The 15,293-nt window shown below is 56.9% G+C and carries 15 protein-coding genes and 1 pseudogene; 6 read left to right on the top strand and 10 right to left on the bottom strand.

Translation table 11 applies throughout. The features are described 5' to 3' along the window. Position 1: 1 nt before the first annotated feature. Together K7H21_RS15490 and K7H21_RS15485 are read right to left on the bottom strand one after the other, a co-directional pair. Positions 2-874 (bottom strand): phytanoyl-CoA dioxygenase family protein, encoded by an 873-nt coding sequence (locus K7H21_RS15490; RefSeq protein ID WP_223035195.1) that lies wholly within the window; start codon positions 872-874, stop codon positions 2-4. A gap of 27 nt (positions 875-901) precedes the next feature. Next, the gene (locus tag K7H21_RS15485; protein ID WP_223035194.1) at positions 902-2,422 is read right to left on the bottom strand and encodes an amino acid ABC transporter permease/ATP-binding protein; all 1,521 of its coding nucleotides are present in this window, start codon (positions 2,420-2,422) and stop codon (positions 902-904) included. Between the two features lie 487 nt (positions 2,423-2,909). Here K7H21_RS15485 and K7H21_RS15480 point away from each other — a divergent pair, with 487 nt between their 5' ends. From K7H21_RS15480 to K7H21_RS15455, 6 genes are all read left to right on the top strand, one after another. Then, complete coding sequence (locus K7H21_RS15480; RefSeq protein WP_004121046.1) at positions 2,910-3,827, top strand: LysR family transcriptional regulator; 918 nt, start codon at positions 2,910-2,912, stop codon at positions 3,825-3,827. A 169-nt stretch (positions 3,828-3,996) separates the two neighbouring features. After that, positions 3,997-5,256, top strand: coding sequence for a flavin-containing monooxygenase (locus tag K7H21_RS15475; RefSeq protein ID WP_004121044.1), 1,260 nt, complete (start codon positions 3,997-3,999; stop codon positions 5,254-5,256). Positions 5,257-5,279: 23 nt separating this feature from the next. Then, entirely contained in the window at positions 5,280-5,714 is a 435-nt protein-coding gene (locus K7H21_RS15470) for a RidA family protein (RefSeq protein WP_004139129.1), read from the top strand. Further along, a complete protein-coding gene (locus K7H21_RS15465) occupies positions 5,711-6,385 on the top strand; it encodes a DUF1028 domain-containing protein (protein ID WP_049114498.1) in 675 nt (224 codons plus the stop codon). Before K7H21_RS15470 ends, K7H21_RS15465 begins: the two co-directional genes overlap by 4 nt. After that, a complete protein-coding gene (gene argE / locus K7H21_RS15460; RefSeq protein WP_142446477.1) occupies positions 6,378-7,547 on the top strand; it encodes an acetylornithine deacetylase in 1,170 nt (389 codons plus the stop codon). The genes K7H21_RS15465 and argE overlap by 8 nt, the downstream gene beginning before the upstream one ends. A gap of 23 nt (positions 7,548-7,570) precedes the next feature. Beyond that, complete coding sequence (locus K7H21_RS15455) at positions 7,571-8,386, top strand: phytanoyl-CoA dioxygenase family protein (protein WP_123828129.1); 816 nt, start codon at positions 7,571-7,573, stop codon at positions 8,384-8,386. A gap of 217 nt (positions 8,387-8,603) precedes the next feature. On the opposite strand, the gene K7H21_RS15450 is transcribed toward K7H21_RS15455, so the two are convergent. From K7H21_RS15450 to K7H21_RS15420, 8 genes and pseudogenes are all read right to left on the bottom strand, one after another. Further along, positions 8,604-9,140 (bottom strand): dihydrofolate reductase family protein, encoded by a 537-nt coding sequence (locus K7H21_RS15450; RefSeq protein ID WP_004121034.1) that lies wholly within the window; start codon positions 9,138-9,140, stop codon positions 8,604-8,606. Between the two features lie 86 nt (positions 9,141-9,226). Further along, positions 9,227-9,298 (bottom strand): annotated as a pseudogene (locus K7H21_RS29005) (hypothetical protein); the annotation flags it as partial. A gap of 83 nt (positions 9,299-9,381) precedes the next feature. Further along, positions 9,382-9,744 (bottom strand): cupin domain-containing protein, encoded by a 363-nt coding sequence (locus K7H21_RS15445; RefSeq protein ID WP_223035193.1) that lies wholly within the window; start codon positions 9,742-9,744, stop codon positions 9,382-9,384. Positions 9,745-10,186: 442 nt separating this feature from the next. After that, positions 10,187-10,756, bottom strand: a complete 570-nt coding sequence (locus K7H21_RS15440; RefSeq protein WP_004121027.1) for an XRE family transcriptional regulator — start codon at positions 10,754-10,756, stop codon at positions 10,187-10,189. Positions 10,757-11,196: 440 nt separating this feature from the next. After that, entirely contained in the window at positions 11,197-11,997 is an 801-nt protein-coding gene (locus K7H21_RS15435; RefSeq protein ID WP_223035192.1) for a nucleotidyltransferase domain-containing protein, read from the bottom strand. A gap of 162 nt (positions 11,998-12,159) precedes the next feature. Continuing rightward, positions 12,160-13,032, bottom strand: a complete 873-nt coding sequence (locus K7H21_RS15430) for an efflux RND transporter periplasmic adaptor subunit (RefSeq protein ID WP_142469954.1) — start codon at positions 13,030-13,032, stop codon at positions 12,160-12,162. Beyond that, positions 13,029-13,244: a DUF1656 domain-containing protein gene (locus K7H21_RS15425; RefSeq protein ID WP_004121021.1), complete on the bottom strand. Its 216-nt coding sequence runs from the start codon at positions 13,242-13,244 to the stop codon at positions 13,029-13,031. The genes K7H21_RS15430 and K7H21_RS15425 overlap by 4 nt, the downstream gene beginning before the upstream one ends. Beyond that, complete coding sequence (locus K7H21_RS15420; RefSeq protein WP_223035191.1) at positions 13,234-15,273, bottom strand: FUSC family protein; 2,040 nt, start codon at positions 15,271-15,273, stop codon at positions 13,234-13,236. Before K7H21_RS15420 ends, K7H21_RS15425 begins: the two co-directional genes overlap by 11 nt. Positions 15,274-15,293 lie beyond the last annotated feature (20 nt).

Below are 15,293 nucleotides of genomic sequence, written 5' to 3'. Positions count from 1 at the left end.
ATTACATGCTGGCGCGATCGGTACCGGCCTGCTGGACAAAAAAGGATGCGCCGCGCGGTTTTTGCGGCAGACGTAAATGATTAACGGTACTACGCACCAGGCCGCTCTCTTCACCGGCAACCATCTGCCCGGCGTGAACGCTGGGCAGCGGATTTTCACCGAACGGCAGGGCATCTTCCGCCGCGTAGACGCTGATAAACAGCGTGCGCGGGAGATCGGTTTCATTAGGGCTGGAGGCGTGAAGCAGGCGGGTATGCATAAAGCACACCGAACCCGCCGGGCCGAAACAGGCCTGCGGCTGCTGGCAGTGGGCTTCTTCTACCTGCGGGGCCACGGCGCCGGTAAAACGCTCGTTTTGCCAGTGGGACCACAGCGGTCCCTGGTGGCTTCCCGGGACCACGTTGAGCGGACCGTTTTCTGGCGTCACTTCGCTAACCATCAATAGGGCAGTGATAATGTCGTCGTTGCTGTGGGGAGTGAACAGAAAATCCTGATGCCATTTCACCTGCGTGGCGGTGTGCGGCAGTTTGGAGTTGATTTTGCTGTGATGAAAGCGGGTCCCGCTGCCGCCGATGAGCTGGCCGGCAATCGCCGCCATCCGCGAATTAAAGGCGGCGTGGCGGTAGGCGGCGGAAATCTCGGTGGGCGAACTGACCCGGCGCAGCGAGGGGTGGTTCGGCGCGTGATCGCTTTCGAGGTCGAAGCGCGGACGGCCGTCCTGGGTTTCTCCCCACGCCTCGCTATGCTGGCGGCTCTCTTCGACCCATGCGTCGAAATCGGTCTGCAGCAGAGCCACCTCCTCGGCGGAGAGCACCTCTTCAACAACCAGAAAACCCTGCTGATGAAACTGTTCGATTTGCCACTGCGCGATCATATTTTTCTCCTTTCAGGAACGGAAGCGTTAAGCCAAAGAGACATCTTTCAGGAAGGCGTCCACGCGCGGATGCTGGCCATCGCGCATTGCCTGAGGCGTGTCGTCGCAGACCACGCGTCCTTTTTCCATAAACACAATTCGATCGGAAACCTTAAAGGCGAAGTTCATCTCATGGGTGACGATCACCATGGTGATACCTTCATGGGCCAGCGATTCGATAACCTGCAGAACCTCGTTAACCTTTTCCGGATCCAGCGCCGAGGTGGGTTCATCGAACAGCATAATTTGCGGACGCATCATCAGAGCGCGGGCAATCGCCACCCGCTGCTGCTGGCCGCCCGAAAGCTGATGCGGATATTTCCACGCGTGTTCCAGCATCCCGACTTTATGCAGCAACTCGCAGGCGTGCTGCTTGAGCTCGCCTTCGCTGGCCAGATGGTGATAGCGCGGTGCCAGCAACAGGTTGCCGAGCACGGTCAGGTGGGGGAACAGGTTGAAGCTCTGGAAGACCATGCCGATATTCTGGCGATGCTCGCTGTTCTCCATAAAACGCGGCTTCTGCTGCCCCTGGCGCTCGAGGTGAATAAATGGCTGACCGTTAATTTTGATCTCGCCGTTATCGATCTGCTCAAGGCCGTTCAGCAGGCGGATCAGCGTGGTCTTACCGGAACCGGACGGGCCGATGACGGAGACGACTTCGCCGGGCTGAATTTGCAGGCTGACCGCGCCCAGCACTTCGACATTGTTATAGGCTTTATGCAATTTAGACGCCTGCAGCGCTGGCTCCTGCGCCACGCTGACGCTGCGGGCCATTGCCGGACGTCGCGCCGTGGCCAGCTGCTGCATTTCTTCATCCACCGGGCGCGTGGTTTTACGTTGCGTGACGTCGAGCCAGGTCTCGAGACGCTTAAGCAGAAAATCAAATACCGTGACGATCAGGATGTAGTAAAACGCCACCGCCGCCATGGTCTCCATGACGAGGAAATTCTGCGAATAGAGGCGCTGGCCGACCATTAAGATCTCGGTCAGGGAGATAACCGACACCAGCGAGCTGAGCTTGACGATGGCGATATACTCATTGGCCAGCGCCGGTAGGGCGACGCGCAGCGCCTGCGGGATCACCACGCGCCACTGGGTGCCGGCATAGCGCAGCCCGAGCGCGCGGGCGGCTTCGCTCTGTCCTTTCGGAATCGACAGCAGCCCGCCGCGATGAATTTCAGCAATATAGGCGGCTTCGCTCAGCACCATCGCCAGCAGCCCGGCCCAGAACGGGTCGTTCAGCACCGGCGCGAAGGAGGGCAGCGCCTGCGGCATGTTGTAGACAAAAATCAGCAGCACCAGCAGCGGCATGCTGCGAAACAGCCAGATATAGAGGTGGGCAGGCGCGTTAAACAGCTTGCGCGGCGACTGTTTGGCCAGCGCCAGAATGAATCCCAGCACAATGCTGAAAGCCCAGGTCAGCAAACTTAATTTGATGACGGTCCAGGTGGCCTGCCAGAAATCGACATCGCTGAGCAGGCTTAACATATAGTTCCAGTTAAACGTCATGGGCTATTTCACTCGCCATAATTAACGGAAATTAAGGCGATTCCCCTGTTCTAAAATGGGGAGCCGCCGGCGTTCATCTTGCCCTGACACTATGCTGGCACTGTTCGACCGGTGGCAATTAGTAAATTTTTGGCCTTTAAGTTTAAAAAAACTATACAGCTATATTAACCTCAAGGAATTTAACGCAATTAATGAGAAACAGCATTGAAACAACTTAAAAACAATCACCGTTATTTTTAAACCTGATTTTTTGCAAAACGGTATTTTGTGCAATATTGGGGCATGTTGCGGGCAAATAAGGTGCAGGGTGATTCTTTATGGTGCAATACGCGAAATCAGGAAAATAAAGAGGGCGGGTAATTAAATAGAGGCGGCGGTTATTTGCCGACGATATAGAGCGCAAAGAGCATGGCACGATGCTTGCAGACTGCTTATCGTAAAACTAAGCCCGTTCGCAATAAGACAATATTTTATCAATGGTGACGCGATGAACCGATTTACCCTCAAACAGCTTAAGTATTTCGTGACGGTGGTGGAAACGGAGAGTATCGCCGAGGCTTCCCGCCAGCTACATATTGCCCAGCCGTCGATCTCCATTGCCATCAAAAACCTGGAAAGCACCTTCGACCAGCAGCTGTTTATTCGCCACCACGCGCAGGGCGTATCCCTGACCTCAAGCGGGCGGCGCTTCTACGATAAAGCCAAAGAGCTGCTGCGGCTATCGTATGAGTTTGAGCAGAACTCGCGGGCGGATAAAGAGCTGGTATCCGGGACCATTTCCGTCGGCTGCTTTGAATCCGTCGCGCCGCTGTATATGCCAAAACTGGTGGCGGGATTTAAAAAAATGTATCCCGAGATCACACTCCAGCTCTACGACGGTGAGCAACATGAGCTGATGCACGGCCTGCATCGCGGGCGTTTCGATCTGGCGCTGGTTTATGATCTTGAATTAGGGCATTCCATTCATAAAGAGCTGCTCAATGCCCCGCATAAACCCTATGCATTGCTGCCTGCATCTCATCCACTGGCGCAAAAAAAAAGCGTCACGCTGCAGGAGTTAAGTCGTGAGCCGATGATTTTGCTCGATGCGGTCCCCAGCAAAAACTATTTTGTCTCAATATTTAAAGAGAAAGGTTATCACCCGGAAGTGGCCTATAGTTCGCCCTCAATTGAAATGGTGCGCTGTATGGTCGGTCAGGGATTAGGCTTTTCGGTACTGGTTACCCGTCCGCTATGCGATACGACCTATGACGGTGAAAAGCTGGTGCAGTTGGATATTGCCGACGAGATGCCCGCATCGACATTAATTATGGCGCACCTTGCCAATAATGAACCCACGCGCCCGACGCAGCTTTTTATGGATTATTGTCGCAGCATGGAATTAACGCCGCATCAGCACGCGTAATGTAATTAACGCGGCCGCAAGCGTTATTTTCCCGCTGCGTTATCCAGCCTCGTAAATTTCTATTCAGACGATCGTTTTATAATAATTTACCATTTCATCACACTTACTTAACCTGAGTTCTGTCAATTCCGGCGGATAAGCCGGACAACCGTGCTTGAAGGACACAGACATGACAGAGCAGATTACAGAGATCGATACCCTGGTGGTGGGCGCGGGGCAGGCGGGCGTCGCGATGAGCGAGCATCTGACGCATCACGGCATTCCGCATCTGGTGCTGGAAAAAAAGCGCATCGCTGAGGCCTGGCGCAGCGGCCGCTGGGATTCGCTGGTGGCCAACGGCCCGGCCTGGCACGATCGGTTTCCCGGCATGACCTTTCCCGACTGCGACGCCGACAGCTTTGTCGCCAAAGAGCAGATTGCCGACTACTTCGCCGCGTATGCCAAATCCTTTAGTGCGCCGATCAAGACCGGCGTTGAGGTCTTTAGCGCAGAGCGCTTAAACGGCCGTCCGGGGTTTCGCGTGGAAACGTCACTGGGCGTGATTGAGGCGCAGCGTATTGTCGCCGCCACCGGGCCCTTCCAGCGCCCGGTGATACCGGCCATCGCGCCGCAGGATAGCGTAGTTGAGCAAATACATTCCGCGCACTATTTCAACCCGCAGCAGCTTGCGGAAGGCGGCGTGCTGGTGGTTGGCGCGGGATCGTCCGGCGTACAAATCGCCGAAGAACTCCGCCGGGCGGGGCGTGCGGTGTGGCTCTCCGTCGGCGCGCACGATCGCCCGCCGCGCCGCTACCGCCAGCGCGATTTTTGCTGGTGGCTGGGGGTATTAGGACTGTGGGATGCGGCGGCCAATCAGCCCGGTAAAGAACACGTGACGATTGCGGTCAGCGGCGCGCGCGGCGGTCATACCGTTGACTTTCGCCAACTGGCGCACCAGGGGATTACCCTGGTCGGGCAGACGCACGGCTTTACCGAGGGCAAAGCCGTATTCCGTGCCGATCTGGCGGACAACATTCGTCTCGGCGACGCCTCTTATCTGGCGCTGCTCGACGCTGCGGATGAGTATATCGCTCGCAACGGGCTATCGCTGCCGGAAGAGCCGGAAGCGCGCTTCTTCCTGCCCGACCCCGATTGCCTGACCCAGCCGCTTGCCGAACTCGACCTGGAAAAGGCGGGCGTGCGCAGCATTATCTGGGCCACCGGCTATACCACCGATTACCGATGGCTGAAGGTCAACGCCTTTAATGAACAGCAGCGCCCGCAGCACCATCGCGGCGTTTCCAGCGAACCGGGTGTCTATTTCCTTGGCCTGCCCTGGCTCTCCCGCCGTGGTTCAACCTTTATCTGGGGCGTCTGGCACGATGCGAAATACATCGCCGATCAGATTGCCATTCAGCGCCAGTATCAACACTACCAACCTTCCTGCTAACGCCTGATTTGAGGACGCAACCTATGCCTACCCATACCCGTATTCGGATGTTTAACACCAAAGAGACCTATCCCAATCAGACGCTCAATAACGATCTGTGCCAGGCGGTGCGCGCGGGAAATACCGTGTACGTTCGCGGCCAGGTGGGTACCGATTTTGACGGCAATTTGATCGGCCTGGGCGACCCGCGCGCCCAGGCGGAACAGGCGATGAAGAACGTTAAACAGCTGCTGGAAGAGGCTGGCAGCGATCTGACGCATATCGTGAAAACGACGACCTATCTGATCGACCCGCGCTACCGCGAACCGGTGTACCAGGAGGTGGGGAAATGGCTCAAAGGCGTGTTTCCCATTTCGACCGGCGTGGTGGTGTCGGCCCTCGCGCAGCCGCAGTGGCTGATGGAAATTGACGTCACGGCGGTGATCCCTGACGACTGGCATGCGCAGGAGGCACCATGACCCTTTCGATTTCCGCCCTGTGCCCGGAGTCGGGTCAACTGGGCATTGCGATTAGCTCATCCAGCATTGCCGTCGGCGCCCGCTGCCCGTGGCTGCTGGCAGGTGTTGGCGCGGTATCCAGCCAGAACATTACGCTGCCCGCGCTCGGACCGCAGATTCTTGCCGGGCTTGAGGCGGGGCTCACGCCGCAGCAGGCCCTGAAGCAGGCGCTGGGCGAAGACCGGTTTAGCGATTATCGCCAGGTGGCGGTCATCGACGCCAGCGGCGAGAGCGCAGTGTTCAGCGGTGAACATACGCTCGGCATCTGGCAGCTGGCGCAGGGCGAGAACTGCGTGGCGGCGGGGAATATGCTGGCCAACCCGCAGGTGATTACCGCCATGACGGCGGCGTTCGAAGCCGCCACCGGCGAACTGGCCAGCCGCCTGATTGCGGCTCTGCAGGCGGGTATCGATGCGGGCGGGGAAGCCGGGCCGGAGCACTCGGCGGCGCTTAAAGTCGTGGAGGATTACGCCTGGCCGGTGGTGGATTTACGCGTCGACTGGGCGGAAGAACGTCCGGTAGCAGCGCTGGAAGCGCTGTGGCTGGCCTACGAGCCGCAGATGGAAGCGTATATCACCCGTGCGCTTGACCCGCGCGAAGCGCCGACCTACGGGGTGCCGGGCGATGAATAACCGCGTGCGTGAGATCCTCGGCGCGCTGCTTGCGTTTGATACCACCAGCCGCGAGTCGAATCTGGCGCTGATTGCCTGGATCGGCGACTTTCTGCGCGCGCGCGGCGTAACGTCGCAGCTGTTTTATGACGACGAAGGGCGCAAGGCAAACCTCTATGCCCGCCTTGGGCCAACCGGCCCCGGCGGGGTGATGCTCTCCGGCCATACCGACGTGGTGCCAGTAGATGGTCAGGCGTGGACGGTGCCGCCGTTCGCCCTTACCGAACGCGACGGGCGCTACTACGGTCGCGGCAGCGCGGATATGAAAGGATTTATCGCCTGCGTGCTGGCGTCGCTGGAGGCGTTTCTGGCCGCGCCGCTGCGGATGCCGCTGCATCTGGCATTCTCTTATGATGAGGAAGTCGGCTGTCTGGGCGTGCGCAGCCTGGTGGATTTTCTCCGCGCCTCCGCCGAGAAACCGGCGCTGTGTATTATCGGCGAGCCGACCGACATGCGCCCGGTCTATGGTCATAAAGGCAAGCTCGCGGTGCGCTGTCGCGTGGAAGGCCACGCCTGCCATTCGGCCTACGCCCCGCAAGGGGTTAACGCGATTAGCTATGCGGCGAAGCTGATTTACCAGCTGGATGGGCTGGGCGAAAGCTTTTCACGGCAGCAGGACCACCGGTTCTCGCCGCCGTCAGGCACGCTGCAGGTAGGGACGATCCACGGCGGCGCGGCGCTGAATATCGTTCCGCAATCCTGCTGGTTCGACTTTGAAATTCGCTATTTACCCGGCACGTGCCCGCAGGCCGTGACCGACGCCCTGGGCGATTATGCCCGCGAGCAGCTGCTTCCGGCGATGCGCAAGGTGGCGCAGCGCAGCGACATTCATTTCCAGACGCTGAGCCACTATCCGGGGCTGCTGAGCGACCCGCAGTCAGAGTTCGCCCGTTGGCTGGCGCAGTGGTGCGGCTGCGATGATTTCACCACCGTCGCCTACGGTACCGAAGGCGGCCTGTTTGACGAGGCAGGCGTCGCGACGCTGATCTGCGGGCCGGGCAGCATGGCGCAGGGCCACAAAGCGGACGAATATATCAGCATCCCCCAGACCGAACGCTGTATGGCGATGCTGGAAAACCTTTGCGCCTGGATGCGCGCCGATCCCTCCGATTCTCTTCACTGATTTATCAACACAGGATGGCGACTATGCAAAACCCGAACTCCCCGCTCATAGATCAACAGACCGTCGACCGCTGGCAGGCCGACGGCGTCGTACTGCTTAAAGGCGTGTTCACGCCGTGGATCGAGAGCCTGTCGTGCGGCGTCGCCGCGCTGATGGAGAACCCCAGCGAATATGGTCATGCGCGAACGGTGATCCCTGAGGACGGTTCGGCACCGTTCTTTCAGGACTATTGCAACTGGCAACGAATCCCGGAATTTCGCGATTTTGTTTTTCAGTCGCCGGCGGCGGAGATCGCCGCGGCGCTGATGGGGTCGCAGACGGCGAAGTTTTTCCACGAGCACACGCTGGTGAAACAGCCCGGCGGCAGTACGGTAACGCCATGGCACCACGATCAGCCCTATTACTGCGTGGAGGGGCGGCAGAATGTCAGCCTGTGGATCCCGCTCGATCCGGTAGCGGAGGCGATTTCGCTGCGCTGTATTCGCGGTTCCCATCGCTGGGACGAGGAGTTCAGCCCAACGCGGTTTAACGGTTCAAAGCTCTATTCCCACTCGCGTTTTAAAGAGCTGCCGGATATCGATGCCCATCAGGAGGATTACGATATTGTCAGCTGGGCGTTGGAGCCGGGCGATGCGGTCGCTTTCCATTTCCGCACGCTGCACGGCGCCAGGGGCAATTCAAGCGCCCGCGCGCGGCGGGTATTTTCTGCCCGTTGGGTCGGGGATGATGCGACATTCGCCGACCGCGGCGGCGTGACCTCGCCGCCGTTTCCGGGGCTTAAGCTGCGCGACGGCGAGCCCCTCATCGCCGATGAGTTTCCGCAGGTCTGGCCGCGGTAGCGGCGGCAGGGCGGGCGAGTACCCGCCCATCTTGCGACTAAATGGTTTACTCCCCTGACGGAGGGGATTGAAGCTTCTTGATATTTGTTTATGCACTTTGTCAGTCCCCATGCGTCACCTCTTTTATCTATTTTGAGATTATATCAGTAACATTCAATACCGCTGGCAGGGCGGTACTGTTGCTTCCGCGTTGGTCGCCGCTATGTATTTATGCAGTTTATGACGTCAGCCGATAGTGCGACTGCACCAGACCCGAAGGGAAGCTGCGGCTTGATAACAGCGTCAAATCGATATCCCTTGTCAGGGAACCGAACAGCGGTTTTCCCGCACCGAGCAGGACAGGAACGGTAGTGATAATCATATCGGCGACCAGACCTTCGCGCAGGAACGACTGTATTACCAGCCCGCCATCCAGATAGACGCGATGCGCGTTTTGCAACGCCAGGTCAGCAAGCACTTCCCCTGGCGTGCGGCTTGAGAGCTGCACTTTGCCCTTCAGCGCCTCGGGAATGGCGATATCGGATAGCTGTCGGGAGAGAACCAGCACGGGTCGATCGTAAGGCCATTGGTCAAAAGTCAGCGCCTTCTCATAGCTCCCTCGGCCCATAACGATCCAATCTTTGTCCGCGATGAATGCGGCATAGCCATGATCTTCTGTCGGGTCATCGCGCTGCAACAGCCAGTCGATATCGCCATCCTGTCGGGCGATATAACCATCAAGACTGACCGCGATAAAAACATGTGTAGTGACCATCAAGAGCTCCGTATTCAGCGTGTATTTATGCCGTTGGTTTTAAGGATGGACTTACTTCCTGCGAAAGAACATAAAATACCCCCTCACTCTTCGATCATTCGCTGTAGCAAAACAGAATCGACCATTCCTCGCCAACCCACAATGCCAACCTGCTTCATTTGCTTAATTTTAATTATGTTATGAGAGTGTTAATTTCACTCGAAACTTCGTTGATAACGTTCTGAGACGTCAGGAGGCGCGACTATAGTCTATCCAGCTCATGGACCGTACGTTCATTGACGATATTGCCCGTATTCAGCGTCGTTTTTGGCTCAAGTAAAACGACGCAGCACTCTTCAGTTAACACTTCAGGACAATGCTCGGTTCCTTTCGGCACAATGATAAACTCACCTGCTTCAAGCACGATATCGCCCGTTCTTAACCCCATTCGCAAGCGGCCGCTGATAACAAGAAAAAGCTCATCCTCATGTTCATGATGATGCCAGTCAAACTTTCCGGCTAATTTAGCCAGTTTGACATACTCGTTATTAATTTCGCCGACAATTTTGGGGCTCCAGCATTCGCTGAACAGAGCAAAACTTTCTTTTAAATTAACTTTACGCACTCATCTTCTCCGTCACATATATAATCCAGATGGATTTATTTGGCATAAAAAAAGAACCGACAATGGGAGCGCGGCGCGCCACCGGAAGGTCGATATTCATTGCTAAAAAAAATCCGGCAGACCAAAGATAAATTGGCCGTAACATGGCCAGCTTTCTGGCGCTAACAACTGCTTCGCATTGCGGAAAAATACAGCGTAGGGAAGCCGGTGCTGTTGTTCGAAATAACAATACAGTCAGCCCGCATGCAGAACAATGGGTTTCCCGGTTACGGGCGGAATAATTTATCAATACAAAATCAATCGGCTGAATTTACTTCATTTTATTTATAAAAGAATTTTCCGCCTGGCTTTCAGGAGAGCGTTTTTGTTTCTTTAAGTGAACACATGCCCGCTCTTCGGCATTTTATCAGAGGGCGCCTGGCCAGATAATCACATGGAGGAGTTAACCTGGCTCGAGGTGACTCATCACCACCGTTGCGCTAATCGCCGTCTCCTTTGAGCTATATGTGTGCGCAACCTGCGCGGAGAAAGCGTAAAAATCCCCGGCTTCTAATGTGATGACTTCGTACTGACTAAAGCGCAGATGCAGGGTGCCGCTGTGAACCAGTATATGTTCATGCGACCCGTCTGAATGCCCGGGACTGTGGATGGTGACCTGCGGCTCCATTTGCAGCAACCATATCTCGGAGGTATTGCCGGGGCCGATGCGGAATTTCATCATTTGCGAATATTCGCCCGGCGCGGGACGATATTTATCAAAACAGGGATATATCCTGCTGCCGCCGCTCAGTAAATCGCCAACCGGTAAACGTAATGCTGTGGCGATAGCGTCCAGCGTATCGACACGGGGGCTGGAGGATCCTGACTCCAGTTTGGATAATGCCCCCTTTGAAACCCCTGACAATTTAGACAGGTCATTTAACGAAACCCCCCGTGACTGCCGCAATCGTCTTATTTTATTACCGATATTTAATGACAACGCAGCAGGTTTATCGTGTCCTGAATCAGCCATTATTGCGACCCTCCCCGAGTGTGGTTTTCTCATATGAATAAATGCCCGCCCAGTTCTGATTGCGGTAAGGACATAACAATGCTGTCGCCGGCCTGATATATCATAGCTGCATCAACAGGCAGCAATTTATCACGCGCCCGCGATGCCTGGATACTCTATTTATCCATTCAGATGAACCACTTTGGGGTTTACAGGCTTCACGGGGGCCGTCTGGAAAACGGGAAATATTGCACCTCAAGTTAAAATTTAGCGCTCAGATGTTGATGGACTGCTTTGAACGATAAGCGGGCCTTCAATGATTTGTGTCAGACTCTCTGACGAGAATTCCAGTTGTCACGAGTAGTTTCCCGGATAGCGATGTTTGTCCTGGGATTTGAGTATTGGCGGCATCTTCCACGATGGTTTTAGATTCCGGCCAGGTAAGTGGCCGGAAGTCTCGCTTAACCCCTTTCCGAATACACTTTAAGCATGGCAAGGAGCGCCCGTCGTGCCGCATCGTCCGCGATATTTTCCGGCAGCGCATCAGCGCGCAGATTGATATAAGCATCAACCGCCTTTCTGATGGCGATGCTGACGGAGTCACGATCGTGCGTGGCCAGCGTGGAGGTCAGCAGGCCTTCAGGATCGATATTGTGACATTCAATGCGGCGAACCCCACGTTGCGGTAGATTGGCGCGACGGTACAGCATCGGTCCCAGCACTTGCTCCCGGAAGAATGACAGCATACCAATCGCTTCGAAAAGTTCGCCCCTTCCCAGTTTAACCACCGCATAATGAAGCCAGATCCAGGCTCGGGACTCAAACCACTCCGGCGTCATGTCAGGCCAGTGGGCACTAAATTTTGCCAGCTGTCGCTCCAGGGCATGGCGATCGCGAGAAAATAACACCACCGGCTCCTCAACACGTTGAGTGAGCATGTCCAGGGTGACAAATTTCAGATCGACATGGAGGAGTTCAGGGCCATACAGGCATATCAGCAGGCGAGGCTCTCCGACATGTTCCCCGCTGAACGTATGCAGTAGGTTGCCTGGTGTTTCGGCGAACGCCACACGCTGCGCCATGATTTCATCATAGTAGAGAGGGTCTACTACAATGACAAAATCTAAATCGGAGTATTTATCAAATCCGCCATGAATAAGCGAGCCGCCCGCGAGCAGGGAGTGAATCCGGGCGTCAGACTGAACGTTAAGCTTGAGTTGCTCTGCAAAACTTCTATGTAAATCGGGTAACGTATTAAGCATACTTTTTCCTGTTCACAAAAAATACAAAGCATTACAGAATATCGAGTTCGGTATATTCGGGCCAGATATTTTTGAAGGACGCATCGCTTCCTCATTTAGTCTTGTGTCCACTATGGGGGGAGAGCCTGAGCCACGTAGCCCGATCCTCCGCTACGCCTGCCGTCAGGGCTTTTCAGGCAGGATGGAAACGCTGGCGGATAATCCCGCCACCAGCTCAATCCCTTCCGGAATTTTGTCTAGCTGGATACGGACAGGGACTCGCTGCGCAAGCCGCACCCAGCTGAAGGTGGGATTGACATCCGGCAGCCCCAGCCCGCCCGTCTCGTCATTGTTATCGTCGATCCCCCGGCCGATACTTTCCACATGCCCGGTGATGAGCGGGTCAAACCCCATCAGCGAAATGTGCGCAGCGCTGCCGACGCGGATATGACGCAGCTTGGTCTCTTCAAAATAGCCCACCACCCAGAAACTGTGCGCATCGACAATGGCGACCCTGGTCTCTCCCGCCGTGGCATAGTCGCCGGGGCGAAGCCGAAGATGCGTGACGTAGCCGGCAACCGGTGCGCGCACCGTCGCATGGGATAAATTCAGCTGCGCCAGTTCCAGCGCAGCCTGCGCCCCCTGGTAATTGGCCGCCGCGACGCGCGCTGCGCTGCCTGTTTGCTGGATGTCCTCGCCGGAAATGACTCCTTTGATGAGTGCGCGTCGCCGGGCCGCATCCTGGCGCATCACCATCTCATGACGCTTTGCCTCGACGTCGGCCTGCGCGCTGAGCACCGCCAGCTTTAGCCAACGCGGGTCGATGGCGTAAAGTACATCACCACGGTTAACCCACTGATTATCCCGCACCGCCACGCTGCTCACTGGCCCGGAAACGTCCGGCGCAATCTGCACCACATCTGCCCGCACGCGGCCATCGCGCGTCCATGGCGTCTGCGCATACTGTTTCCAGAAAATAAACGCCACGAACGCCGCCACCGCTACTGCGATTAACGTCAGCGCGTAACGGCCGAGTAAAGAGAATAAAGATTTCATGCGAATAACCCCAGTGTGGTCAGGCCCTGCAAAAGCAGGAAAAAGGTCACGATATAGGTTGAGACATCAAGCAACGGGCGTAAGGGCAGGCGGCGGTAAAGCCTGCTGACAGAGAAAAGCGGCACGAGTAACAGCGTACAGACCAGGGCAATGAGTGCGGTTAGCAGCAGGCCGGGGATAAAAACCCCGCCGATATTGATGTCATTGATCATGCGTCGGTTCCTCGTTTTGCGCTCGTAACGCACAGTGCAGATCGACCAGACTGTCGACAAGCTGGCGTGAATGTTCATCCGTCGTGGGCAAGCAGCTGTCCGCCATGGCGGCAATGCGCTCGCGTAAGGCTTCGGTCTCCGTTGTGTGGGTAAGACGATAAAGCACCTCGTGGATATCGCTGCCGGCGGGCGTTTCGCAGCGGCGCAGGCGCATCACGCAGAGACCTATGCGCAGAAAGTGCACCAGGCGATCGAGCGCCCGTGCGGAGGATTGCCCGCTGCGCGGCAAGCGTGGCAGCAGCAGGGCGACCCGGTCGATCATCAGATTGGTCCAGTGCGTTTCATCGCCTCTAAACGCGCCGTTCACGCTGCGACGAATATCGCGTTGGCACAGTTTCAGCAGACGGTTTATCGCCGCGTCCGCCTGCACGGTTTGCAGCAGACTCATGCCGATAACCGCAAAGCCGGTTGCCAAAAACAGGGCGATAGCGGTGTTGGCCGCGTCGGCGAAGTCCCCGCTGTAGCGCGCGCCCAGCTCGCAGAGCACAGGCAGCGTCAGGGTGATCCCCATCGCCATAAAGGTGGTGGGGGCGCGCGCCTGCAGCGATCCGGCAAGCAGATAGACTGGGGCAAGTACCGCCACCAGCACGGGGAAATCGCCGATCGGGGGAAGCAGGGCGAAGCTATAGATCAGGCTTATTATTACGCCCCAGACCGAGCCGATAATGTATTTCACAATATGCGGGGCCGGGGTGTCGAAACTGCCAAACAGCGTGCAGCAAACCCCCAGAATCGACACCGCCGTGCCGCCATCCGGCCAGGCGGAATAAATCCATGCCAGACAGCCGCTCAGGATGATGACAAACGCGCCCAGCGCCGTTCGGGCGGCACTGAGGGGATCGCGATGGAATACATATCCTTTCGCCGTACGGTCTTCCGCCTGCATTGTCGCGGGTCTGGCGTGATGGATGGCCTCTGAAAGCCGTTCGCACTGCTGCAGGAGGGCAATCGACTCAGCGATGTAGCGTAAGAAATTCACCTGCAGCGCATCCTCAAAGGTCAGCGCCTGCGCGGCGTATCGCTGCGCTAACTGTGCGCTGCGCTGTTGCAGCGTTTTCGCGGTGTTTTTGCGTTTTCCGCTATCGCCGCAATTCAGCCAGGCCTGAACGTCATCCAGCAGCGTCCGCGTATCGGCGGGCATCTGCGCGATCGCCTGCAAACGGTCGCGTAATTCACCGTTGACAATGACTAACCGCGCCAGCCGGTCATGGAGCGCTTTCCTGGCCTGGCGGACCGGCACCGAAAGAGCGAAATCATATGGGATGTGGTGGCTGATACCCTGCAGGAACTGCAGCGCCAGCGCCAGGTGCAGCGGTTCTGACTGCGCATCGGACTTGCCTGCCAGCGTGTCGGCAATCCGCTGTCGCGCGGCGTCAAGCGTTTGCGCTAATTTGCTGTTGAACAATCCTGATATCCGGGTAGGCAGAATGTAGCGGTGGATCAGCGCGGCGCAGGCGATGCCAATCACGATCTCCTGTACCCGGATGATGGCGATGTTAAACACCGTGCCGGGATCGGCGACGGCGGGAAAACCAATCAGACTTGCGGTATAACCGGCCAGCACAAAGGCATAGTCGCGGGGCGTGCGTTCAAGTAGTGACAAATAGAGGCAGAAGGTGATCCAGCCTGTCAGCATCACGCTGCATAAAATCGGCGTATTCACAAACGTGGGCACAATCAATACCGTGGCCCCCGCGCCGGCCACGGTACCCGCCAGGCGATAGAGGCTCCTGCTCAGGGAGGCGCCTACCGAAGTTTGCGACACGATATAGACGGTGATGATCGCCCACGAGGGCCGTTCAAGGCCAATCGCCAGGGCTAGGTAATACGCGAGCATCGCGGCGGCAAAACTCCTGATCGAATAGAGCAGGGCATGGGCATCGCTCAGCAGCGCGGGCGTGGCCATGCGACCTGACCAACGGCTTATCGCGTGCAAAAGAGGGCTGTGATGGAAAGATAATTTGCTCATGGCGGGAATTATTCCCGCTT

The sequence above is a fragment of the Klebsiella sp. CTHL.F3a genome (assembly GCF_019890895.1).
Lineage (GTDB): Bacteria > Pseudomonadota > Gammaproteobacteria > Enterobacterales > Enterobacteriaceae > Klebsiella > Klebsiella grimontii.
This window is presented reverse-complemented; position numbering and strand designations above follow the sequence as displayed.